This window comes from Indiicoccus explosivorum (genome assembly GCF_002167005.1).
Taxonomy (GTDB): domain Bacteria; phylum Bacillota; class Bacilli; order Bacillales_A; family Planococcaceae; genus Indiicoccus; species Indiicoccus explosivorum.
This window is the reverse complement of the sequence record NZ_NHTN01000003.1, coordinates 63,783-88,022: the sequence shown is the minus strand read 5'-3', so window position 1 is coordinate 88,022 and position 24,240 is coordinate 63,783. Positions and strand designations below refer to the sequence as shown.

Genomic DNA, 24,240 nt, shown 5'->3' with positions numbered 1-24,240 from the left:
AGGGGTCTGATGAGAATGCAGCCGGTTGCGCCGGATGAGCGCATCGAGGCGATCGATATGATGAGAGGGGTGGCGCTGCTCGGCATTCTGCTGATCAATATGCTGGCGTTCCATCTGCCGTTTTCGTATATCGATCCCTACACTTATTTCCAGGCGCCGGCCGACCAGTCGGCGTTCATGTATCTCGACATATTCGTACAGACGAGTTTTTATCCGCTCTTCTCCATGCTGTTCGGTTACGGGCTCATGATGCAGTTCATGAGGGCGGAAAAGCGGCAGCAGCCGTTCATTCCGCTGGCGGTCCGCCGCCTCGTTGCGCTGCTCGCCATCGGCCTGGTCCATGCGTTCCTGATCTGGTACGGGGATATCCTGATTACCTATGCGCTGCTCGGCTTCCTGCTCATCTTTATGCTGCGCCTGCCGTCCGCCGCTTTATTGGTGATCGGATTCCTCATTTATTCCATCCCGCACGCGCTGTTCTTAACGACTTCTTACTTGGCGGCGCAGACCGGCGCACCGTTCTATACCGGGATCGAAGAGGTGATCAGTTCGCTCGAAGCTTATGCGCAAGGCTCGTACCTGGATATTTTCCAGCAGCGTTTCGCTGACTGGTCCCACACGAATAACTTGGGTAACGCGTTCTTTTTCACCGTGACGATCCTGCCTTACATGATGGCGGGGGCGGCAGCCGCGAAATGGCGGATGATCGAACAGGCCAGGCGGCTTTGGAAAGTATGGGCGGCACTTCTCGCAATGGGGATAGGAGGGCTCGTGCTGAAGGCGCTGCCGTTCATCTGGCAGGCGGATTACTTCACGGTTTATCTGCAGGACTTCATCGGCGGGCCGCTTGTCGCCATCGGCTACGCCGCCGCGGTGGCGCTTGCTGCGCAGCAGCGGTTCCTCGCGAAACTGATGCAGCCGCTCGCGAAAACAGGGCGCATGTCGCTGACGACATACATTGCGGAATCCGTCATCGCGACCGCTATTTTCTATAACTACGGCTTCGGGCTCTATGGACAGATCGATGTCATGACCGGCACGTGGATCGCGCTCGGCATCTATGCGCTGCTCATGATCTTTGCGGAGCTGTGGCTGATGAAATTCAGGCAGGGCCCGCTCGAAATCCTCTGGCGGAAAGCGACTTATGGAATAAAAAAAAGCACCCCATCCGGTCCTTGAACGTGTATAATGAATAGCAATCACATCAGAAGGAGTGTTTATTGGATGAAGCTGTTATCATTCCGCTACCAAGGAGAAATCCGTTTTGGTCCGAAAGTGAAAAAGGAAGAAGCAGTATGGGATGTCGTGAAAATCCAAAAGGAACTGTCGCCGCTGAAGTCATTTCCGGAGCAGCTGCTGGACGCCATCTCACTCGGGATGGAATTTGTCGAGCAGATCCGTAAGTTGACAGAAGCCGCCAAACAGTCTGACAATCCCGGCCAATTCAAACACTCATTCTCAGAAATCGAATGGCTGGCGCCGATTCCGCGCCCGCCTAAAAACATCATTTGCATCGGAAAAAACTACGAAGACCATGCAAAAGAGATGGGGGCTGATTCAGCTCCTGACGCTGTCGTCGTCTTCACGAAATCACCGACCGCCCTGGCCGCAGATGACGAGACCGTTCCGGTCCACCGAGACCTGACCGATTCCTACGATTATGAAGGGGAACTGGCGGTGGTCATCGGCAAGGCCGGCAGGGCGATTCCGAAGCAGCTGGCGTACGATTACGTATTCGGCTACACGATCGCGAACGATCTTACTGCCCGGGACCTCCAGGCGAAGCACCAGCAGTTCTTCCTGGGGAAAAGCCTTCCCGGTTCCTGCCCGATGGGGCCTTACCTTGTCACGAAAGATGAAATCGCCCCGACACAGCAGCTGTCGATCGTGACGAAAGTGAATGACGAAGTGCGCCAGAATGGATCGACCGGAAACATGATCCGTGCTGTCGATGAGCTGATTTCGGAAGTATCGAAGTATGTCGCGCTCGAGCCGGGTGATATTTTATTGACCGGCACTCCCGCAGGTGTCGGAAAAGGGTTCAATCCGCCGAAATTCCTGAAGGCGGGCGATACCGTGAAAGTGTCTGTGGAAGGCATTGGCACATTAGTGACACATTTCGAATAAGCCCCTTTTTGCCGATATGTTATACTGGTACGGAATGAATTGGCTAATGGGGTGAGATTTTGGATTTGTTTACTGATTCAACGCACTTGCACATCACGACTTGGGTGATCGGACTGATCCTGTTCTTCGCGGCTGCCGCAATGGCTGCGGACTCGAAAGGACGCAAAATCACACAGATGATTCTGCGGCTGTTTTATGTCCTGATCCTCATCACAGGCGGCGTGCTGTTCTTCGCTTACTCGTCCGCCGATGCAATGGAGTACGGGCTGAAGTTCCTGTTCGGTCTCCTGACAATCGGGATGATGGAAATGGTGCTGATCCGCGGGAAGAAAGGGAAATCGACCGGCCTGGTCTGGCTGCTGTTCGCGATCTTCCTGTTCGTCACACTGTTCTTCGGGTTCAGACTGCCGATCGGCATCAATTTTCTTGCATAAAAAAACAGGCGCCCCGCGCCTGTTTTTTTGCTGGTTCCGTTTCCTATCTGTGCCGTCTGTTCACGGAAAGTTCATGGAGTGTACTCAGGAGCCCGCGATGTGTTTGCTAAAATGAAAAATGACGGTGAAGAATACCGCCATCTGAAAGGGGAGTCAGACATGGTCAGAAAATGGATGGCCGGCGTCATTGCCGGGCTGGTGCTTCTGACCGCTATCCCGCCGGTCATGGCGGAAGAAGAGCGGACACTGAATGACGAAACGATATATGATACATTGACTGACCGTTTTTTCAATAAAACTATCGAGAACGACTTCGATGTCGATACCCAGCTTGAGACCGCTTTCCATGGCGGCGACTTCAACGGCTTGATTGAAGAGCTGGATCACGTGGAAAAAATGGGGTTCACGATGCTGTCGATCGGTCCGGTGTTCTCGACTGAGACGTATGACGGCCGCACAGTCATCGACTACAGGAAGCTTGAACGGCATTTCGGCACGGAAGCGGAGTTGAAGACGCTGATCAGTGAAGCGCACGAACGGGGAATCCGGCTGATGGTCGACGTGCCGACACAATCCCTCAGCAGTGAACATGAATGGGTTACCGAACATCCGGAGTGGGTGACGGAGAACAGCGACGGCACATTCGCACTCGATACGGCCAACCCGGAAGTGCAGGAAGCGCTCACTGAAGTGTTTGCGGATTTTGTCCAGAAATTCCCGGTCGACGGTCTGCGCCTTCAGGACACGGATGTCCTCGATTCCGGGTTCATCCGGAATTTTGCCGAAGCGCTTGAGAACATCCGGCCGCTGTACTTGATCGGCGACAGCGAAATGGAACCGGTGGAAGGGCTGGATGCGGCCGTCCTGCCCGGCGCGGAAGCCATACTCCGGGATGCTTACCGGACGACCGATACAGACACCGCGGCACTGGCCGAACTGATGCAGGAAAGTGCCGGACACCTGATCCGCATCGATTCGCTCGACAGTTCCCGGTTCACGCTGGATTCGGCAGAAGAGAACATGTTCCCGCCGACCCGCTGGAAACTTGTGATGGCCCAGCTTTTGACCATGCCGGGCATCCCGGTGATCCAGTACGGATCCGAGATTGCCGTGAACGGAGCCGGACCGCCGGAATCCCATCCGCTCCTGAATTTGCGGGTGGATGAAGAGCTGATCAATAAAATCAGGGACTGGTCGTCGCTCCGCAACGATTCGGAAGCGCTCCGGACCGGCGAGTTGGAAGTGCTGGCGGCCGATGATGGCTGGCTGGTGTACAAGAGGTATAACGATGAAGAATCATGGATCATCGCCATCAACAACACATCCGAAACGCAGCATCTGGCCATTCCGGCTGAAGCGATCGGAGAAGGGATGGAGATGCGCGGACTGTTCGAGAACGATGTGGTCCGCCAGGGGGATGACGGGGTATACCGCATCACGCTGAACCGTGAACTTGCGGAAGCTTATCACGTGACGGAAGAACGCGGACTGAATGCCGGCTACTTTATTGCGCTGGCGCTTGTGTTCGTCCTGTTCGCCGGATTCCTATGGCTCGTCTGGCGGAAAGGCCGGCAGCAGAAGCCGGCTGAAAAATGAAAAGGCCGCCCGGAAAATCAGTTTCCCTGATTTTCCGGGCGGCTTTCAATTTGCCTTGTTATTCAAGTTTATTCAGGAAAAACAGTGCCAAAGTTCCCGGACCGGCATGCGCACCGACAGCGGAGCCGATGAGGTGGATTTCGATGTCGAGGGGATGGAACCTCTCTTCGATGAGCTGCTTCATCTCGAGCGCGAACGGCTCATCATCGCCGTGACTGAGCGCGATGCGCTGCTCGCCCAGCCTGTCTCCGCGTTCTTCCATCACATCAAGCATGCGTTTCAGCACTTTTTTGCGGCCCCGGAGTTTTTCCAGCGGCACGAGCTTTCCGTCTTCCACGTGCAGGAGCGGCTTGATGTTCAGCAGGCCGCCCACGAATGCGCTCGTTTTGGACACCCTTCCGCCGCGTGCCATGTAGTCGAGGTCTTCCACGGTGAACAAGTGCTCCATATGTTCCGCCATGAAACGGACACGGGCAATGATTTCTTCGGCCGGCTTTCCTTCCTGCTGCATCCGGGCCGCTTCTTCCACAATCAGCCCATAACCGAGGGAAGCACATTTTGTGTCGATGATCGTCAGCTTCAGGCCGGGATGCTCTTCGCGGACTTGCTCCGCGACCATGACGGCGGTGCTGTACGTCCCCGACAGCTCGGAAGAAAACGCGATGTAGAGGCCTTCTTCATCCGCTGCCGCCAATTCTTCGAAGGCGGCCATCATTTCTTCAGGCGAGGCCTGCGATGTCTTCGGATGATGGCCGTTGCGGATCTCTTCGTACACCTGCTTGGAATCGATGGTCAGGACATCTTTATATTCCTGGTCTCCGATATGTACCCGGAGCGGGAACAGCCCGACACCGTTTGTTTCAAAAAACGGCTTTGATAAATCACATGCACTGTCTGCGAATAGTTTCATCATGACCCCTCCGGCTCTCTTATAGTTTCAGGCGTTCTTTCAGCACAGCAGCGATTCCGTCTTCATTATTGGAAAGTGTGACTTCATCCGCAAGCGACTTCAATGGACCGATGGCATTGCCCATCGCGACTCCGGTCCCGGCATACTCGATCATTTCCAGGTCGTTGTCTTCATCACCGAACGCAATGATGCGGCTGCGGGGGATATCGAGTGATTTGGCGACGCGGTCGATGCCGACCGCCTTATTCATCCCGCTCCGGACAATTTCGATGACATGCCATGGCGCTCCCCAGCGGCGGTGATCGATCGCTTCGGCGTGCACAGCATCGAGGTGTTCGTGGATGAGCGGCACTTTTTCCACAGGCGCGTGGATCAGCATGGACGTCGGATCCGCTTTCAAGTATTCCCGCAAATCACCTGTTGTGATGGCCGGATCACCGAACTTGAAAATGTTCAGCAGCTGCTCGTCGTGGTAGTGGACATACACATCGTCCATGACTTCCGCCACCACGTTATGAAAATCGAAATCGTGGAGCGACTCGACGACTTCATGCACGACATCCAGGCTGATCGGCGAATGATGGACACCCCAACGGCGGTCGGTCGGATGGTGCACAAAGGCGCCATTGAAGTTGACGATCGGCGTCCTCAAGCTGAGTTCTCCGTAATAAAGGCTGCTTGCCCGGTACGGCCGTCCGGTCGCGATCATCACTTCATGTCCGGCTTCCATCGCGTCTGCCAGTGTCTGTTTCGTCTTTTCTGAAATGACTTTTTCGTCTGTCAACAGTGTTCCGTCCAAATCGAGGACTATCAAATGCTGTTCCATGTCGGAAATCCCCTTTCTCTCTACTTTCCAGTTTAGCGATAATAGGGGCATTCCGTCAAAAACTACCGGTGCGGGATGCACTTTTCATCCAATGCCGTTAAAATGGAAGAAAGGAGTGGGCAATTTGATGAAGATACAGAAACAGCAGTGGGGGAAATTGCCGCTGATCATGACCGGCCCGGAAGAGCGGTTCAGCGAACCTCTTCCGACCGTCATTTTTCTGCACGGCTTTACTAGCGCGAAAGAGCACAACCTGCACTACGCCTATCAATTGGCGGATAAAGGGATCCGCACCATCCTGCCGGATGCGCTCCTGCACGGTGACCGGACAGAACCGATCGATGAAGTGCAGCAGAGCCTCCGGTTCTGGGAAATCATCCTGACGTCGATTGATGAATTGGCGGAGATCAAACAGCACTTGACCGACAAAAGGCTGACCGACGGGAAAATCGGTGTGGCGGGAACGTCGATGGGCGGCATCACAGCCTTGGGGGCGCTTGCGGTTTATCCATGGATCAGCGCGGCGTCGATCATGATGGGTTCAGCCGGTTACGTGGAATTCGCGGAAGCCCAGATGGAGCAGTTCGAGTCGCGCGGCTTCAAGCTGCCGCTCACTCCAGATGAACGGGCTGCGATGCTGAAATCGCTCGAGCAGTTCGATTTGACGAAAGACCGGCAGAAGCTGGCTGGCCGTCCGGTCTTTTTCTGGCATGGTGAGCAGGATGCGACCGTCCCATTCGAACCGACGTCCGCATTCATCGAGCAGCTCATGGAGGATTATGCCGACTATCCCGAACGGATCCGGTTCATCCGCGACCGCCAGGCGGGACATGCGGTTTCCCGTGCCGGCATGCTCGCAGCAGCGGACTGGCTCGGCAGGCATCTCATAAAGCAGGGAACTCACCAGAATCCGTAGGGGAGCTCTCTGATTTTATTTCATAGAGGAATTTGATAAACTGGTTATATACGAAAAGGGAGGGATCTCGAATGGATCAGGAAATGCGCGACAGCATGATGGGTGCTCTTGAACAAGTGATCGACCCCGAGCTTGGCATCGATATCGTCAATCTCGGTCTTGTATATGACGTGGAGCTGGATGAAGAAGGAAAAGCGACCGTCACGATGACGCTGACATCTCTCGGCTGTCCGATGGGACCGATGATCGTCGATATGGTCAAGACATCGCTGAAAGAATTGCCGGAAGTGGAAGATGTGCAGGTTGATATCGTCTGGCAGCCGGCATGGTCGAAAGATAAGATGTCCCGCTATGCGAAGATGGCGCTCGGCGTCCGATAATAGAATCTCAAGCCCGGAAATGGAGGGATCCCCTCTGTTTCCGGTCTTTTTTTGTGGAGAAAAATGCCCCGGCCGCTGCGTCCCGGAGAGCTGTTCCTGTTTGCAAAAGAAAGAAAGAGTGCTTATAATAAAAGTCAAATAAGGTCAAACTTGCAGATGGAGGGACCTCTCATGATGAATATCAATGAAGAACAGAAATCACCGCTTGAACAGTACGGACGGAATCTGATCGAGCAGGCGAAGTCCGGAAAGATGGATCCGGTCATCGGCCGGGATCAGGAAATCCGCAATGTCATCCGGATCCTGTCCCGCAAAACGAAAAACAATCCGGTGCTGATCGGGGAGCCCGGAGTCGGCAAGACGGCGATCGTGGAAGGGCTCGCCCAGCGGATTGTGAAGAACGATGTGCCGGAAGGACTGAAGGACCATATCCTGTACGAATTGGATATGAGCGCATTGATTGCCGGAGCGAAGTACCGCGGCGAATTCGAAGAGCGGCTCAAAGGCGTCCTGAAGGAAGTGAAAGACTCCGCCGGACAGATCATCCTGTTCATCGATGAAATCCATACGATTGTCGGCGCGGGCAAGACGGAAGGTGCGATGGATGCAGGGAACATGCTGAAGCCGATGCTGGCGCGCGGTGAGCTCCACTGCATCGGGGCCACGACGCTTGACGAGTACCGGATGAATATCGAGAAAGATCCTGCGCTTGAACGCCGTTTCCAGCAAGTGATGGTCCGGGAGCCTTCTGTGGAAGATTCGGTCTCCATCCTCCGCGGACTGAAGGAACGGTTCGAATTGCATCATGGTGTGCGGATCCATGACCGGGCCATCATCGCGGCAGCCTCTTTATCAGACCGGTACATCACAGAGCGGTTTTTGCCCGATAAAGCGATCGACCTGGTGGATGAAGCATGCGCGCTGATCCGGACGGAAATCGACTCGATGCCGCAGGAACTGGATGAAGCGACCCGACGGCTTATGCAATTGGAAATCGAGGAACAGGCACTGATCAAAGAGAAAGATGCAGCGAGCCAGAAGCGGCTCACCCAGCTCCAGGAAGAGATCCGTTCGCTCCGTGGGACGGCAGATACGATGAAAGCGCAGTGGCAGGAAGAGAAAAGCGCGCTGAAGACGATCCAGGACAAGCGGGAAAATCTGGACACAGCCCGCCGTCAACTGGAGGACGCGGAAAGCAAGTACGATTTGAACCGGGCTGCGGAACTGCGCCACGGGAAGATTCCGCAGCTGGAAAAAGAGCTGCAGCAGCTGGAGACGGCCCTTCAGCAAGAAGGCGGACAGCGGCTGCTTCGGGAAGAAGTGACTGAAGAAGAAATTGCCCATATCGTGGCCCGCTGGACCGGCATTCCGGTGACAAAACTCGTGGAAGGGGAGCGGGAAAAGCTGCTGCGCCTGAACGATACGCTGAAAGAGCGCGTCATCGGTCAGGACAATGCGGTCCAGCTGGTGACGGAGGCAGTGTGGCGTGCGCGCGCCGGCATCAAGGATCCGAATAAGCCGATCGGTTCGTTCATTTTCCTTGGTCCGACCGGCGTCGGCAAAACGGAACTGGCGAAAGCACTTGCTGCTAATCTATTCGATTCCGAAGACCATTTCATCCGGATCGACATGTCGGAGTACATGGAAAAACACAGCGTTTCACGGCTCGTCGGCGCGCCTCCCGGCTACATCGGATTTGAGGAAGGCGGTCAGCTGACAGAAGCGGTGCGCCGCAACCCGTATTCGGTCGTGCTTCTCGATGAGATCGAAAAAGCCCATCCGGACGTCGCGAACATCCTCCTGCAGATTTTGGATGACGGCCGGATCACGGACAGTCAGGGCAGGCTCGTGAATTTCTCGAACACAGTCGTCATCATGACTTCCAATATCGGATCTTCGTTTATTTCAGAAGCCGGCAGTCATGAGGCCGAAGATGTCGTCATGGTGGAACTGCGGAAGCATTTCCGGCCGGAACTGCTGAACCGGATCGATGACATCATCATTTTCCATGCCCTCGGCAATGCACATTTCTATGGCATCGCCAAAAAAATGACGGGAGAGCTGATCAGCCGCGTCAGTCAGCAGGGAATCCGCCTGACGGTCGACGATTCCGTCATCCGGCATATTGTTGAAGCAGGGACGGATCCGGTATTCGGCGCGAGACCGCTCAAGCGGTTCATCCAGCGGGAAATTGAAACGCTGGTCGCTCGTGAACTGATCAAAGGCGGCATTTCAGAAGGCAGTGAACTGATGTTGACAATGAAAGACGGCCGTCTCCATGCAGAACAGAAATGACAAAACCCCGGAAGCGGTGAGCTTCCGGGGTTTTAACATCTTAATGATGCTTTTCGGGTTTCAGATCACCCGGCATGATGGCGTCCAGCGCGAAAATCAGCAGGGAGACGCCAACCGATATGATCAGACCGAGCACCAGATTCATATCTGTTCCTTGAATTGCGCTAACAACGTAATTCACCATCGAGATCAGCAATGCTGACCAGATGAAAGTCATCAGGTAGGCCATTCGGAATTCACCTCTGCATTAATAGACTAACTGTAGTTTAGCATAACAGGAAACCGCCTATAAGGAAAGTTCAGTCATTCCGGCTGGAATGTGGCGAAAGTATGTCAGACAGTTGAAATCGGCCGGTCAGTGGAGTAGAATTGGTACCAGGTAATAGTAATTGATGTTAACGAAAAGAGGTCATTCTTATGAATGCAGGAATCATCGGAATCGGCAGATACTTGCCTGAACAAATTGTGACCAACCATGAACTCGAGCAGCGGATGGATACGACGGACGAGTGGATCCGCACAAGAACCGGAATCGAAGAACGGCGGATTGCGTCTGATGAAGTCGATACTTCCCGCATGGCCATCGAAGCGGCAAAAACGGCGATTGCGGGCGCAGGAGTGGATCCTGCGGAAATCGGTATGATTCTCGTCGCGACGGTCACGCCGGACAAAGGCTTTCCTTCAGTCGCCAGCATGATCCAGCAGGAAGTTGGCGCGGTGAACGCGGCAGCTATGGATCTGTCTGCCGCCTGTGCCGGTTTCATGTACGGGCTCGCGACCGCCAAGCAATTCATCGAAGGCGGCGTCTATTCCCACATTCTCGTGGTAGGCGTTGAGAAACTGTCCAAAATTACGGACTGGGAAGACCGGAACACGGCTGTGCTGTTCGGTGACGGTGCCGGCGCTGCGGTGGTCAGTGAAGTGTCGGAAGGGCGCGGCATCCTGTCGATTGAGCTGGGGACAGACGGGCGCGGCGGGAAGTACCTGTTCCAGGACGGGCCTTACATTGCCATGAACGGCCGCGAAGTGTTCAAGTTCGCTGTCCGCCAGATGGGGGAATCAGCTGAAAATGTCTTAAAAAAAGCCGGGCTGACAAAAGAGGACATCGACCTGCTGGTTCCTCACCAGGCGAATATCCGCATCATGGAATCTTCCCGGAACCGGCTCGAACTGCCGGAACATAAAATGTCCAAAACAGTCCATAAATACGGGAATACATCTTCTGCATCCATTCCGATTTCGCTTGTTGAGGAATTGGAAAAGGGAAAAATCCGCGATGATGATTTGATTGTCATGGTCGGTTTCGGAGGCGGGCTCACATGGGGGGCCATCGCCATGAGATGGGGTAAATAATCGGTATGCGAAAGGACGGAAACGAAATGACGAATCGTCGTGTAGTGATAACAGGGATCGGTGCGGTATCGCCGGTCGGGAATTCCGCCGAAGAATCGTGGGAATCGGTGAAGGCAGGGAAATCGGGGATCGGCCCGCTCAGTCGGCTGGATCCGGCTGAATTCCCTGCGAAAGTGTCAGCGGAAGTAAAGGATTTCAATATCGAAGATTACATTGAACGGAAAGAAGCCCGGAAAATGGACCGCTTCACGCATTACGCACTTGCGGCTTCCATTATGGCAATGAAAGATGCTTCTCTCGAGCTCGATGAGGAGACCGCGCTCCGCACGGGTGTGTGGATCGGTTCCGGAATCGGCGGGATGGAAACGATCGAGAAGCAGCATGACATTTTGAACGAACGCGGGTACCGGCGGACAAGCCCGTTCTTCGTGCCGATGATCATCCCGGACATGGCATCCGGACAGGTATCCATCTATTTCGGTGCGAAAGGGATCAATTCCTGTACCGTGACAGCCTGCGCTTCAGGTACCAATTCCATTGGCGACGCTTTTAAAGTGATCCAGCGGGGCGATGCCGATGTCATGATCACAGGGGGAGCGGAAGCGCCGATCACCCGCCTGGCTGTCGCCGGTTTCAGTTCGAATACGGCGCTGACAACCAATGCCGACCCTGACAGCGCTTCCCGGCCGTTCGATAAGAACCGGGACGGATTCGTCATCGCTGAAGGGGCAGGCATCCTGATCCTGGAAGAGTATGACCATGCGAAAGCGCGTGGGGCAAAAATATACGGCGAAATCATCGGCTACGGTTCAACCGGCGATGCTCACCATATCACAGCACCTGCGCCGGGCGGAGAAGGAGCAGCCCGTGCCATGGCCCAGGCGATCGAGGATGCGGGCATCGGACCGGAACAGATCGGCTACATCAATGCCCACGGGACGAGTACAGCTTATAACGATCTTTATGAGACGATGGCGGTCAAGGAAGTGTTCGGCGAACATGCGTACCGGCTCGGTATGAGTTCGACGAAGTCAATGACAGGCCATTTGCTCGGAGCAGCCGGCGGCATCGAAGCTGTGTTCTCTGTACTGGCTCTTAAAGAAGGGATCATGCCGCCGACGATCAACTTGGCTGAACCCGATCCGGAATGCGATTTGGATTACGTCGCCAACAGCGCGCGTGAGAAGGAACTTGATTTCGTGATGAGCAATTCGCTCGGATTCGGTGGCCATAACGCGTCACTTGTGTTCAAAAAAGCGGAAGCATAAAATACAGAAAAACAGCCCGTGCCGTTCATCCGGCACGGGCTGTCCTGTTTTATTTTCGTTTCCGGCCGAGTCCCATGCCGTTCTCCATTTTACGGAGTGTCTTATTCGCAATCCGCGCGGCTTTCTCAGCTCCTTCATCCAGGATCCGGTCCAGTTCATCGGACTCGACAAGTTCATGGTACCGTTCCTGGATAGGGGCGAGGTGGTCGGTCACCGCTTTGGCGACAGAGGCCTTGAAATCCCCGTAACTCGCCCCTTCGTATTTCGTTTCCAGTTCTTTGACCGGCTGGCCGGTAAGTGCCGCTTCGATGGTAAGAAGATTTGAAATCCCCGGTTTTTCTTCCTTATCGAATCGGACGTCAGTTCCGGAATCGGTCACCGCGCTCTTGATTTTTTTCTCGATCGTCTTCAAGTCATCGAGCAGGGTGATGGTCGATTTTTTATTCGGATCGGACTTGCTCATCTTCTTCAGGGGATCCTGAAGGGCCATGATCCGCGCGCCGTTTTCGGGCAGCCGGATCTCCGGTACGGTCAGGATATCATTGAACCGGCTGTTGAACCGTTCGGCCAAGTCGCGTGTCAGTTCAAGATGCTGCTTCTGATCGTCTCCGACCGGTACGATATCCGTCTGGTAAAGCAGGATATCCGCCGCCATGAGCGGCGGGTAGGTGAGGAGTCCGGCCGATACGCCCTGGCTGCCGGCGGATTTGTCCTTGTATTGGGTCATCCGTTCAAGTTCCCCGATATGCGCGATGCACGTCATCATCCAGCCCGCCTGCGCGTGTGCGGGCACTTCCGACTGGACGAACAGGATCGATTTTTCCGGATCGATTCCGACTGCCAGATAAAGCGCTGCGAGGGATTTGATGTTCTTCCGCAATGCCAGGCGGTCCTGCGGCATCGTGATCGCATGCTGGTCCACGATGCAGAAGACGCAATCATAGTCGTGCTGAAGTTCTGTAAACTGTTTGAAAGCCCCGATGTAGTTGCCGAGTGTGACAGTACCTGTCGGCTGGACTCCTGAAAAAATCCGTTTCATTCCCTTTTCCTCCCAACTAAATAAAGCACATCATCCATCCCGTATGGAAAGGGACGAATGATGTGCTGGTTCCGCGGTACCACCCTGATTGCCGTTGCCGGCCGCTCTGTTCCTTAACGCGGAAGTGACGGGACCGGCTACATGGCGTTCACCGGCCCAGCTCCGAAGTCCATTCGGCGGAGTGCTGCGCCTGTTTCCACCTGCCACAGGCTCTCTGCTGGAAGCTGCTCCGCGTACTACTCTTCATCGTTGCTGATGGTCCTTACTGATACAGAAAATTATATAGCATCGGCGGCATCCTGTGAAGCCCTTACTGATAGTAGGAAAACAGCGCGACGCCCATGAGAAGGATGGTAAAGGATCCGATGGACAGGACCGGGATGAACGGAATGGAAAGAAGCTCGGATGGTGCCCGCATCTCATCACGATCAAAAGTGGAGCGGACATGGAAAGCTTTCCGTATGCTGATGGTGAAGATATCGAAGAATCCGCTCTGGACCACGTAGATCGTGGCGCCGATAAATGTGAGGATCCCGCCGAATATGAAAGAAGTGTTAATATAGGACAGCAGGGAGAACGGCTCATCCCGAAGGGCGATCGTGACGAAAATGAGGATTTGGACAATGGCGGCGCCAATTGCTATTTTCTTCAAATGATGCACCTCTTTTTCATCTTATTGTAGAAGATAACGGAGTGAAAATCAAAGCAAATCCTGTTTGTATTTACTCATCACACGGGATTTTACGTAACAATTAAGTGACTTTTATGACAAAAATGTGAACTATAAATTATTTTGATTTAAATTTTTTTCCTGAAAAGACTGTACATCGAAAACAGAATATGTATAATTAACCTTGTACCAATTTTTCAGAAAATTTAAGGGGGTCAACTAAGTGAAAAGCAGCAAGATTTTTTGGCTTCTCGGTCTGGTTCTTGTTCTTGGCATGTTCCTCGCCGCCTGTGGCGACGATGCGGCAGCGCCTGAAGAAGATGTAGAAGAGACAGATGTCGAAGAGCCAGTCGATGAAGAAGAGCCGGCAGAAGAAGCGCCTGAAGAAGAGGCGACTGAATTCGTTCCTGCTGAAGAAGTGCCTGAGCTCGACGAGCCGCAGGTGCTCAACCTGATGGAAGGCGCGGAAATCCCGTCGCTCGATACATCACTTTCTACAGACGCAGTATCTTTCAATATCCTTGGTAACGTAAACGAAGGCCTCTACCGCCTGAGCCCGGACAATGTGCCGGTACCGGCAGTTGCGGCTGAACCTGCAACAATCAGCGAAGACGGACTGACTTACACGTTCAAGCTCCGTGACGATGCAGTGTGGTCAGATGGTACACCTGTCACAGCGCAAGACTTCGTTTATTCTTGGCAGCGCAGCATCGACCCTGCAACTGGATCTTCTTACGGTCCATACATGATGTCAGGTGTCATTGCGAACGCTTCTGAAATCGCAGCCGGCGAATTGGAGCCAAGCGAGCTCGGCGTCACTGCTATCGACGACAAGACTCTCGAAGTTCAGCTGGAGCGTCCGACTCCATACTTCGAATCACTCATGTCATTCCCATTGTTCTTCCCGCTTAACCAGGAATTCGTAGAAGCACAGGGCGATGCGTTCGCATCCAACTCTGACGCTCTTCTCTACAACGGACCGTTCACTCTCGAGAACTGGGATGGAACTGGCCTGAGCTGGTCACTGGCGAAGAACGAAAACTACTGGAATGCAGACACAGTGAACCTTGACGAAATCAAATTCGATGTTGTTAAGGAAACTTCGACTGCAATCAACCTTTACCAGTCTGGTGAAAAAGACCGTACTGGACTCTCTGGTGAATTTGCGATGCAGTACGCAAACGACCCGAACCTGATCACTGAACTTGAGCCGACTTTGTTCTACCTGAAGTTCAACCAGGAGCGCAACGGTGAACCGACTCCGCTTGCAAATGAAAACATCCGTCAGGCGATCGCAATGGGCTTCAACAAGCAGGACTTGACTGACGTCATCCTTGCAAACGGATCCCTCCCTGCAGATTACCTGGTGCCGACTGATTTCGCGTTCAATGAAGAAGGGGAAGACTTCCGTGATATCAACGGTGACGTTCTCGGCTACGATCCTGAAGCGGCGCTTGAAGCTTGGGAAGCTGGCCTTGAAGAACTCGGCGTAGAAGAAATCACGCTCGAACTCCTCGGCGGTGACTCGGAACTCGCTAAGAAAATGGACGAGTACCTGAAAGCACAGCTTGAAGAAAACCTGCCAGGTCTGACTATCGAACTCCGCCAGGTTCCATTCGCTGTACGTCTCGAAGCGGATGAAGCTCAGGACTACGATATCCAGAACGCTGGATGGGCTCCTGACTATCAGGATCCGATGACATTCATCGACCTGTTCGTCACTGATGGCGCTCACAACAAAATGAGCTACTCGAACCCAGAATTCGATGCGCTTGTTGAAGCTGCTAAAACTGAACTTGCTCTGGATCCGGCAGCACGCTGGGAAGCAATGGCTGAAGCAGAAAGAATTCTCCTGGAAGACGCTGGAATCGCTCCGATCTATCAGCGCGGAACAATGTCACTCCAGAAGCCATATGTGCATAACCTCGTTTCACATCCATTCGGAAGCGACTACAGCTACCAGTGGGCGTACATCGACGGTAAAGAGTAAGAACCTGTTAAGAATCAAAAAAGAGAGTATATCGCTGTATTGCGCGGTATACTCTTTTTTTGATGGGAAAAAGTTCACTGAAGATTACACTTTTTGAACTTAAATTTAGAAAATGACGAGAACAGCCTTTTTAAACAAAAGGAATGCTTGTATAATAGAAGTAATCTTTCAGGAGGTGCAACAATGTTAAAGTATATTGGAAAGCGGCTGATTTATATGCTGATCACGCTATACCTGATCGCGACAGCCACGTTTTTCTTGATGAAAATCCTGCCAGGCTCCCCGTTAGCCGCCGCGTCTAAACTCACCGCAGAGCAAGAGGCAATTGTGCTAGCTAAGTACGGGCTAGACAGACCACTGCCGGTACAGTACTTTGATTACATCACCGGAATCTTCCAGGGCGATCTTGGAGTTTCCATCAACCAGTTCATGGGAGTGCCTGTAACCCAGCTCATCCTTGACAGACTCGGACCGTCATTCCAGATCGGTTTCCAGGCCATGCTTGTCGGCACTGTTATCGGAATCCTTCTCGGGATGATCGCTGCCCTTCGTCAAAACAGCTGGATCGACTATACAAGCACCTTTACCGCGATCCTGGGCATTTCCATCCCGTCGTTCGTTTTTGCTACAATGCTCCAGTATTCGCTTGCCATGAAACTCGGATGGTTCCCGGTCGCTCTCTGGGATGACGGTTTCATGTCCAGTGTGCTGCCAACGATTGCACTCGCCATGTCTCCGCTGGCCGTTGCAGCCCGTTTTATCCGGACGGAGATGATTGAAGTACTTAGTTCCGATTACATCACACTTGCGAAGGCGAAAGGCGCGAGCCGGGGAGAAGTAGCGTTCAAGCACGCTTTCCGCAATGCGCTCATCCCGCTCGTCACTGTCCTCGGCCCGCTGGCCGTCGCAATTCTGACCGGTTCCCTCGTCATCGAGAAAATTTTCGCAATCCCGGGAATCGGTGAACAGTTCGTAAAAGCGATCATGGTCAACGACTTTGCAGTCATCATGGGAACGACATTGTTCTTCTCGGCGTTCCTGATTTTCATCATTCTCGTGGTGGATATTCTGTACGGAATCATCGACCCGCGGATCCGTTTGTCTGGAGGTAAAGAATAATGACACAGCATCAAGAGCAGCTGCCGAAAAATGCGTTCGAGCGGGTGACCATCGACCCGTCGCAGGCAGAAAAAATAGCAAAACCAAGTTTGAATTTCTGGCAGGATGCCTGGCGCCGTCTCCGCAAGAATACCGGAGCGGTCGTCTCCCTGGTCGTATTCCTGCTGGTCGTCGCCATGGCTTTCCTCGGCCCTGTCATCAGTCCTCATAATGCGACTGATCAGGAACTCATCCATGCGAATCTGCCGCCGAAAATTTCCGGTCTGGAATTCATTCCGCTGTTCGATGGCGTCGGAGTATTGGGCGGACAGGAAGTAGACTTATATGAAATGAAAAATGTCGAAGTCGATTACTGGTTCGGTACGGACGGTCTCGGCCGCGACATGTTCAGCCGGGTTTGGCAAGGGACGCAAGTATCCCTGTTCATCGCGTTTGCTGCTGCTATCATCGATATGGGAATCGGCGTCATCTATGGCGGGATTTCCGGTTACTTTGGCGGCCGCATCGATGACGTCCTGCAGCGGATCGTTGAAATTCTGATCGGTATTCCAAACTTGGTCGTCGTCATCCTGATGATCATGGTCATGGACCCTGGAATCACTGCGATCATCATCGCACTGACCATCACAGGGTGGATTGGTATGTCGCGGGTTGTCCGCGGCCAGATCCTGAAATTCAAAAACCAGGAATTCGTCCTAGCCTCCAGAACGTTGGGTGCAAGCAACTACCGGATCATTTCGAAGCACTTGCTTCCGAATATTCTTGGAATCGTTATCATTAACACGATGTTCACGATTCCGACGGCAATCTTCTTCGAGGCGTTCCTGAGCTTCATCGGGCTTGGTCTCCAGGCACCGGCGGCTTCACTTGGAACTCTCATCAACGATGGATATAAACTGATCGAGTTCCAGCCTCATATCCTTTGGTATCCCGCAATTGTGCTGAGCATCATCATGATTGCGTTCAACTTGATCGGTGACGGACTGCGCGACGCGCTCGATCCGAAAATGAAAGACTGATAGGAGGAAAGCAGACAATGGAAAAAATTCTGGAAGTAAAAGACCTTGAGCTTTCCTTCAATACATTTGCGGGTGAAGTGAAAGCGATCCGTGGTGTGAATTTCGATTTGTATAAAGGGGAAACGCTCGCAATCGTCGGGGAGTCCGGTTCAGGTAAATCCGTGACGACAAAGTCAATTATGCGCCTGCTGCCGGAAAATTCCGCTGTATTTAAAAACGGGGAAATCCTTTTCGACGGCCGGGATCTGACAAAATTGAAAGATAAAGAAATGCAGAAAATACGCGGGAAGGACATCTCAATGATCTTCCAGGATCCGATGACTTCCTTGAATCCGACAATGCCGATCGGCAAGCAGATTACCGAGCCGCTCCTGAAACACCAGAAAATCGGGAAAGCGGAAGCGAAAAGGATTGCCATCGACCTGCTCCGCATGGTTGGTATGCCGAATCCGGAACAGCGGATGAAACAGTATCCGCATCAGTTCTCGGGTGGTCAGCGCCAGCGGATTGTCATTGCCATCGCGCTTGCCTGCAATCCGAAGATCCTGATTGCGGATGAGCCGACAACGGCCCTTGACGTAACGATCCAAGCTCAGATCCTGGAGCTGATGAAGGATCTTCAGAAGAAAATCGATACATCGATCATTTTCATCACGCATGACCTCGGTGTCGTAGCGAATGTGGCGGACCGCGTTGCGGTCATGTACGGAGGAAAGATCGTGGAAATCGGCACGGTGGATGAAATCTTTTATAACCCGCAGCACCCATACACATGGGGATTGCTGAGTTCGATGCCGTCCACGGATACGGATGATGAGAAACTATATGCTATTCCAGGCACACCGCCGGACCTTCTGTCACCGCCTAAAGGGGACGCGTTCGCCCTGAGAAGCGACTATGCACTGGCGATCGACCTGGAAGAGCCGCCGCCGTTCTTCAAAGTGAGCGATACCCACTATGCCGCAACTTGGCTCCTTCATCCGGATGCACCTAACGTGGAGCCGCCGGGTACGATCATTGAACGGATGAAGAGCTTCCCGGGCAGCCGCTATTATGAAGGAGGCAAAGTGAATGTCTGAGAAACTCCTTGAAATACGGAATCTCAAGCAGTATTTTAATCAAGGCAAAGCGAATGAAGTTCGTGCTGTAGATGATATTACGTTCGACATTTATAAAGGTGAAACCCTAGGACTCGTTGGGGAGTCCGGCTGCGGAAAATCGACGACCGGGCGCACCATCATCCGCCTGTACAATGCGACAGGCGGAGAAGTGTTCTTCAATGGCGAAGACGTACACGGGAAAAAATCCAAAAAGGACTTGAAGAAATTCAACAGGAAAATGCAGATGATTTTCCAGGATCCGTATGCGTCACTCAATCCAAGAATGAAAGTGATGGATATCATCGCCGAGGGCATTGACATCCATGGATTGGCGAAAAATCAGACGGATCGCAGAGAAATGGTCCATGATCTGCTCGAAACGGTCGGTCTCAGCAAAGAACATGCAAACCGCTATCCGCACGAGTTCTCAGGCGGACAGCGCCAGCGCCTCGGAATCGCGCGTGCCCTTGCGGTCGATCCTGAATTCATCATCGCCGATGAGCCGATTTCCGCGCTCGATGTGTCGATTCAGGCGCAGGTCGTCAATCTCCTGAAAGAACTGCAAGAAGAAAAAGGGCTGACGTACCTGTTCATCGCACACGACTTGTCGATGGTCAAATACATCTCCGATCGGATCGGTGTCATGTACTTCGGTAAACTCGTCGAATTGGCACCGGCGGATGAACTGTACAAAAATCCGCTGCATCCATACACGCAATCGCTCCTTTCCGCGATTCCGCTGCCGGATCCGGATTATGAACGGAACCGGGTGAGAAAGGCATATGACCCGGCTTCGCATAATTACGAAGAAGGCGAGGAACTCTCGATGCGTGAAGTGACTCCTGGCCACTTCGTCCTCTGCTCGGAACGGGAATTCAAATCGATACAGCAAGAAATGGCAACTGTATAACAGGATGAAAGAGGTGACGCTTATTCGGGCGTCACCTTTTTTTTGCTTTCAATCCGGCGGAGAGCTTGTTAAAATGGAAGGAACTATAGAGAAGAGGTGCTGCAAAGAATGAAGTGGCTGAAACAACTTACCTTCGCTGCTGCTGCTTTCACTCTGACCGCTGTTCCAGCCGTAAGCGCTGAAGAGCAGCAGAACCAGGAGGAATTTTCAACCCGTACATACAGTATGGCTTCTATTGATCCTGAACTGGTCGCGTCCACCGAATTGTTTTTTTACGACTCAGGTTTGGATTTTGAGTACCCGGACGCGGTAAGGGGAATATTCCTGACAGGCCACTCTGCTGGCGGAGCCCGTTTCGACCAGCTTGCAGAATATGTCGGATCGACTGATCTGAATGCCATGGTCATTGATGTAAAAGATGATTTCGGGAATTTGACGTACGAACCGAAAGCGGATTCACCGCTCGCTGATTATGGAATCGGCCGTCCCTATATCGGAGACCCGCGCGGCTGCTCGAGGAAATGGAAGAAAAGCAGATCTATCCGATTGCCCGTGTCGTCGTGTTCAAGGACACCGAGCTTGCCGAGAAAAGGCCGGACCTCTCTTACACATACGACAGCGGAGAAGTATACAAAAACGGACGCGGAGAAGCGTTCGTAAGTCCGTTCATGAAGGAAGTATGGGATTACAATGTGCAGATCGCGATTGAAGCGGCAAAAATGGGGTTCCAGGAAATCCAGTTCGATTACGTCCGTTTTCCGGAAGGATTCGGTTACCTGGCCGACAACCTGAATTTTGAGATGGGCGAATATGCCGATATGGAAGATCCGGTGCAAGCCCGTGTGCAGGCGGTCACTGATTTTGTTGACTATGCTGAGAAGAAACTGGAGCCGTATGACGTCGATGTCTCCGTCGATATTTTCGGCTATGCGGCGACCATTCCTGCCGCGCCGAATATCGGACAGAATTTCTCGAAAATCTCCGAGAATGTCGATGTAATCTCCGCTATGATCTACCCGAGCCATTGGGGACCGTACTTCGGTCTTGAAAAACCGGATCTGCATCCTTATGAGCTTGTCGCAGAGTATGCAAAAGTCGAGAACAAGCGCATGGAAACGCTTGAGACCCCACCCGTTTCCCGTCCTTGGATCCAGGACTTCACCGCTTCTTATCTCGGAGACGGGAATTACAAAGTCTACGGTAAAGAGGAAGTGGAAGCCCAAATCCGCGCGCTGAACGATAACGGCATAGAGGAGTTCCTTTTGTGGAATGCCGGAAACAGCTATACGCCTGGCGTGGATTACACGCCGGAATAAAGAAAACCGCTCTTTAATCGGAGCGGTTTTTTTGAGGTTCCTGAAACTTTTCAGGCTGTCAAACGTATAATTCAGTAAAGGATTCTTTTTCAGCTTAATCGGGCTAAATGAGAATAATTTTGTCTCTAAAATAGAGTTTAGTTTTTAAAAGGGAAGGGTAAATTAATACCATACTAGAAGAAGAGTTTCATTGGGATGTATTGCTTATGTAAGCGCAACAATAAAATGTCACATTTTTTATGACCATTGTATATGAAAACGAGAACGTATGTTGTATAATGAGTTTAGCCTTCTAAATTAAAGTGATTCTAATTTGAAAATAGTTCATATTTTCGCCGAATCCGAAAGGAAGTGTCCGCAGTGATCGTAACATTGTTTACTTCACCAAGTTGTACCTCATGCAGAAAAGCGAAAGCGTGGCTGGAAGAACACGATATTCCATATACAGAACGGAACATCTTTTCTGAACCGCTGACTATCAGTGAGATTAAAGAGATCCTCCGGATGACGGAAGATGGGACGGATGAAATCATTTCAACCCGTTCGAAAATTTTCCAGAAGCTGAATGTCGATCTCGAATCGCTTCCTTTACAGCGTCTGTATGAGCTGATTCAAGAGCATCCAGGATTGCTCCGCCGTCCGATCATCATGGACGAAAAGCGGCTGCAGGTCGGATACAATGAAGATGAAATCCGCCGGTTCCTGCCGCGGAAAGTGCGGGCTTACCAGCTGCTCGAAGCACAGCGCATGGTGAATTAGAATAGAAATGCAAAAGCTGACCGGATCCGTTGAAAACACATAACGATAAATCCGGCGGCTTTTTTCTATCCTTTTTCGGATTTGGTGGCAATGCGGTATTCTTTTACGATAGCGATTGAAGAACCCATTCCTGGTTTTTTTAGTTGCATCTGCACCCTATTTAAGTTAAACTCACTTTACTTTCCCGTGTGATGATTTTATTGCCTTGAAATGGGGAAGGGTAAGAATAGATGGATTTCAAAGCCCGGATTAGGAGAATGATTCTTCCAGTCCATTTCGAGAGGAGAGATGTAAAATGGACATTGAGCGCATAAATGATAATACAGTAAAGTTTTACATTTCCTATGTCGATGTTGAAGAACGAGGATTTACGCGCGATGAGATATGGTTCAATAAAGAAAAAAGTGAAGAGCTCTTTTGGGAAATGATGGACGAGGTCCACGAAGAAGCGGATTTCGAGCTGGAAGGACCGCTGTGGATCCAAGTTCAGGCGATGGATAAAGGGCTTGAAGTGACAGTTACGAAAGCGCAGCTTACAAAAGACGGCCAGAAAATGGACATTCCAGGCGAACTGGAAGAGCGGAGAAAGATGTTCATGGGTGAAGACGGCACTGATTTCAGTGCAGATGGATATGATCCGGTATTCGATCAGCATACCGCAGGCCGGCTGGATTATACGTTCTCCCTGTCGGAAGTGGAAGAACTGGTCCCGGTTGCCAAGAACTTGAAGTATGTCCAGCTGGATTCCCAGCTTTATTTCTTCGAAGGCAGCTACTATCTTTATGTGGCATTCGATGAAATTCTGCACTCCGATGAGGATATCCAGAATTACGTCAGCATCATTTCCGAGCACCTGGAAGGTTCGATGACAACGGTACATCGCCTTCAGGAATATGGCCAGGAAATATTCAAAGACCGGGCACTTGAAAATATCGGACATTATTTCGGCTGAAAACCTCCTTCCTGCTGAAGGAGGTTTTTTGTTGTTCCTTTTTTCGCCATGCAGTCCCTATTCCGCCGGCGAGGATAGCTGTTCCGCTGACAAGCGGCGGAAAATTGCCACTCTTCACAAATTCGCCTCATTGTGCATTCGGATACGGAAAATTATACTGGAAAGGAAAGGAGTGATCCCTATACTGGTCGCCCGAACTTCCAACGGACAGCTGTTCACCATATGTAATTCCATGGAACCGGCACACCTCAGAGTGCTGAGGGAAAAACAATCCTTTTCGTGTCCTCAGTGCTTCGGACAGCTTATCCTGAAAGCAGGCAGCGTGAGAACCCCCCATTTCGCTCACCGTCATTTTTCTTCATGTTCCATCTACAGTGAACCCGAATCCCCAAGACATCTTGCAGGCAAAAGCAGACTTTACGGTTTTTTCCAGGAGCGGGGTATCCCGGTCCGCCTTGAAGTTTTTATCCCTTCCATTGCTCAGCGTGCCGACATCCAAGTCCAAGATTCCGATATACTCGAGTACCAGTGCAGCCCCATCACCAAAGAGGAAATCGCAAGACGGACAAACCAGTATGAAGCGGCCGGATTTCATCCGGTATGGCTCTTCGGAACACCTGCTCCTCAGGAAGAAGGCATCCGGCTCGTCAGGCTGAAAGCATTTGAACAGGAAGCAGCAACCCGGCAAGGAGAAATCCTGTTCTTTGATCCTGAAACCGCTTTATTCACTTACGTGTCCAATTTGTATCGCATTTCTGCGACACAATGGGCAGGAAAAGTGAAGACGCTGCCTCTGAACGATCAAGTGTATCCTTTCGCCCGGCCGAAGCGGCTGACAAAGCCGGAATTCACGGAGCTGTTTCAGCTGTTTGAAGCGGAGCGGGATAAATTTTTCCGATCGCAGAGCTATAAAGGAAAGAGCATTTCCAATCCGGTCTGGCGGACAATGTACCGGCTCGGCTATGATCCGAAAAATCTGCCATGGTCCGTCGGGATACCGATTGAAGCCGGAGCGCTATTTCGCTGCCATCTGGTGGAGTGGCAGCTCCTGGCCCAAAGGGCAGCCTTCGACCCTGCCCGGCTGCCTGCCCGGGTGTTTGATGGCGGGCGCACCGGTGCGGAAGCGCTCTCTGGCGTGATGCGTCGCTATAAAAAACTTTGCCGCCTTGCCGGTCACGCACCAACACGCGAGGAAGCCATCAGCCGGCTTTATGCTGAAAGTTGCAAAACAGTAGGAACGTTGAGAAAATAAAAGAGGAAT

At 52.2% G+C, this 24,240-nt stretch carries 22 protein-coding genes, 1 pseudogene and 1 other annotated feature; of the genes and pseudogenes, 18 read left to right on the top strand and 5 right to left on the bottom strand.

Annotated features, from left to right (window positions below):
- Window positions 1–9 precede the first annotated feature (9 nt).
- The 4 genes from CCE92_RS01040 to CCE92_RS01025 all read left to right on the top strand — a co-directional run bounded on the left by CCE92_RS01040 (window position 10) and on the right by CCE92_RS01025 (window position 4,157).
- Window positions 10–1,179 (top strand): DUF418 domain-containing protein, encoded by a 1,170-nt coding sequence (locus CCE92_RS01040; RefSeq protein WP_088005678.1) that lies wholly within the window; start codon window positions 10–12, stop codon window positions 1,177–1,179.
- Window positions 1,180–1,224: 45 nt separating this feature from the next.
- The gene (locus tag CCE92_RS01035; protein ID WP_088005677.1) at window positions 1,225–2,127 is read left to right on the top strand and encodes a fumarylacetoacetate hydrolase family protein; all 903 of its coding nucleotides are present in this window, start codon (window positions 1,225–1,227) and stop codon (window positions 2,125–2,127) included.
- 59 nt (window positions 2,128–2,186) lie between these two features.
- Window positions 2,187–2,561, top strand: coding sequence for a YisL family protein (locus CCE92_RS01030; RefSeq protein WP_088005676.1), 375 nt, complete (start codon window positions 2,187–2,189; stop codon window positions 2,559–2,561).
- A 99-nt stretch (window positions 2,562–2,660) separates the two neighbouring features.
- On the top strand, window positions 2,661–4,157 hold the full coding sequence (locus CCE92_RS01025; RefSeq protein WP_241535814.1) for an alpha-amylase family glycosyl hydrolase: 1,497 nt from the start codon (window positions 2,661–2,663) through the stop codon (window positions 4,155–4,157).
- 58 nt (window positions 4,158–4,215) lie between these two features.
- Here the strand turns inward: CCE92_RS01025 and fakB are convergent, their stop codons facing one another.
- Complete coding sequence (gene fakB, locus CCE92_RS01020) at window positions 4,216–5,067, bottom strand: fatty acid kinase binding subunit FakB (RefSeq protein WP_088005675.1); 852 nt, start codon at window positions 5,065–5,067, stop codon at window positions 4,216–4,218.
- Window positions 5,068–5,086: 19 nt separating this feature from the next.
- Window positions 5,087–5,893 carry a Cof-type HAD-IIB family hydrolase gene (locus tag CCE92_RS01015; protein WP_088005674.1) on the bottom strand — a complete coding sequence of 269 codons (807 nt, stop codon included), beginning with the start codon at window positions 5,891–5,893 and terminating at the stop codon, window positions 5,087–5,089.
- Between the two features lie 127 nt (window positions 5,894–6,020).
- Between CCE92_RS01015 and CCE92_RS01010 the strand changes: the two genes are divergently transcribed.
- The 3 genes from CCE92_RS01010 (at window position 6,021) to CCE92_RS01000 (ending at window position 9,484) form a co-directional block, all read left to right on the top strand.
- A complete protein-coding gene (locus tag CCE92_RS01010) occupies window positions 6,021–6,809 on the top strand; it encodes an alpha/beta fold hydrolase (protein ID WP_088005673.1) in 789 nt (262 codons plus the stop codon).
- A gap of 71 nt (window positions 6,810–6,880) precedes the next feature.
- Complete coding sequence (locus CCE92_RS01005) at window positions 6,881–7,189, top strand: metal-sulfur cluster assembly factor (RefSeq protein WP_088005672.1); 309 nt, start codon at window positions 6,881–6,883, stop codon at window positions 7,187–7,189.
- A 171-nt stretch (window positions 7,190–7,360) separates the two neighbouring features.
- Entirely contained in the window at window positions 7,361–9,484 is a 2,124-nt protein-coding gene (locus CCE92_RS01000; RefSeq protein WP_420913215.1) for an ATP-dependent Clp protease ATP-binding subunit, read from the top strand.
- 40 nt (window positions 9,485–9,524) lie between these two features.
- On the opposite strand, the gene CCE92_RS00995 is transcribed toward CCE92_RS01000, so the two are convergent.
- Window positions 9,525–9,713, bottom strand: a complete 189-nt coding sequence (locus tag CCE92_RS00995) for a YjzD family protein (RefSeq protein ID WP_088005671.1) — start codon at window positions 9,711–9,713, stop codon at window positions 9,525–9,527.
- Window positions 9,714–9,901: 188 nt separating this feature from the next.
- Here CCE92_RS00995 and CCE92_RS00990 point away from each other — a divergent pair, with 188 nt between their 5' ends.
- Window positions 9,902–10,837, top strand: a complete 936-nt coding sequence (locus CCE92_RS00990; protein WP_088005670.1) for a beta-ketoacyl-ACP synthase III — start codon at window positions 9,902–9,904, stop codon at window positions 10,835–10,837.
- A 26-nt stretch (window positions 10,838–10,863) separates the two neighbouring features.
- The gene (fabF, locus tag CCE92_RS00985) at window positions 10,864–12,105 is read left to right on the top strand and encodes a beta-ketoacyl-ACP synthase II (protein WP_088005714.1); all 1,242 of its coding nucleotides are present in this window, start codon (window positions 10,864–10,866) and stop codon (window positions 12,103–12,105) included.
- A 49-nt stretch (window positions 12,106–12,154) separates the two neighbouring features.
- Here fabF and trpS read toward each other — a convergent pair whose 3' ends face one another.
- Both trpS and CCE92_RS00975 read right to left on the bottom strand, forming a co-directional pair.
- Window positions 12,155–13,144, bottom strand: coding sequence for a tryptophan--tRNA ligase (trpS, locus tag CCE92_RS00980; RefSeq protein WP_088005669.1), 990 nt, complete (start codon window positions 13,142–13,144; stop codon window positions 12,155–12,157).
- Window positions 13,145–13,190: 46 nt separating this feature from the next.
- Window positions 13,191–13,403: a binding site (T-box leader), on the bottom strand.
- 51 nt (window positions 13,404–13,454) lie between these two features.
- On the bottom strand, window positions 13,455–13,796 hold the full coding sequence (locus tag CCE92_RS00975) for a DUF3899 domain-containing protein (RefSeq protein WP_088005668.1): 342 nt from the start codon (window positions 13,794–13,796) through the stop codon (window positions 13,455–13,457).
- Window positions 13,797–14,037: 241 nt separating this feature from the next.
- Between CCE92_RS00975 and CCE92_RS00970 the strand changes: the two genes are divergently transcribed.
- The 9 genes and pseudogenes from CCE92_RS00970 to CCE92_RS00930 all read left to right on the top strand — a co-directional run bounded on the left by CCE92_RS00970 (window position 14,038) and on the right by CCE92_RS00930 (window position 24,231).
- A complete protein-coding gene (locus tag CCE92_RS00970) occupies window positions 14,038–15,804 on the top strand; it encodes a peptide ABC transporter substrate-binding protein (RefSeq protein WP_088005667.1) in 1,767 nt (588 codons plus the stop codon).
- A gap of 183 nt (window positions 15,805–15,987) precedes the next feature.
- Window positions 15,988–16,923: an oligopeptide ABC transporter permease gene (gene opp3b / locus CCE92_RS00965; protein WP_088005666.1), complete on the top strand. Its 936-nt coding sequence runs from the start codon at window positions 15,988–15,990 to the stop codon at window positions 16,921–16,923.
- On the top strand, window positions 16,923–17,942 hold the full coding sequence (opp3C, locus tag CCE92_RS00960; protein ID WP_088005665.1) for an oligopeptide ABC transporter permease: 1,020 nt from the start codon (window positions 16,923–16,925) through the stop codon (window positions 17,940–17,942). Before opp3b ends, opp3C begins: the two co-directional genes overlap by 1 nt.
- 17 nt (window positions 17,943–17,959) lie before the next feature.
- Window positions 17,960–19,021, top strand: coding sequence for an ABC transporter ATP-binding protein (locus CCE92_RS00955; RefSeq protein ID WP_088005664.1), 1,062 nt, complete (start codon window positions 17,960–17,962; stop codon window positions 19,019–19,021).
- Window positions 19,014–19,952 carry an oligopeptide ABC transporter ATP-binding protein OppF gene (gene oppF, locus CCE92_RS00950; RefSeq protein ID WP_088005663.1) on the top strand — a complete coding sequence of 313 codons (939 nt, stop codon included), beginning with the start codon at window positions 19,014–19,016 and terminating at the stop codon, window positions 19,950–19,952. Before CCE92_RS00955 ends, oppF begins: the two co-directional genes overlap by 8 nt.
- 108 nt (window positions 19,953–20,060) lie before the next feature.
- Window positions 20,061–21,268, top strand: a pseudogene (locus CCE92_RS00945) (putative glycoside hydrolase).
- A 363-nt stretch (window positions 21,269–21,631) separates the two neighbouring features.
- Window positions 21,632–22,027, top strand: a complete 396-nt coding sequence (gene spxA / locus CCE92_RS00940) for a transcriptional regulator SpxA (protein WP_164474933.1) — start codon at window positions 21,632–21,634, stop codon at window positions 22,025–22,027.
- 295 nt (window positions 22,028–22,322) lie between these two features.
- Window positions 22,323–22,979, top strand: a complete 657-nt coding sequence (mecA, locus tag CCE92_RS00935) for an adaptor protein MecA (protein WP_088005662.1) — start codon at window positions 22,323–22,325, stop codon at window positions 22,977–22,979.
- Entirely contained in the window at window positions 22,921–24,231 is a 1,311-nt protein-coding gene (locus CCE92_RS00930; protein WP_088005661.1) for a competence protein CoiA, read from the top strand. The genes mecA and CCE92_RS00930 overlap by 59 nt, the downstream gene beginning before the upstream one ends.
- Window positions 24,232–24,240: the final 9 nt, after the last annotated feature.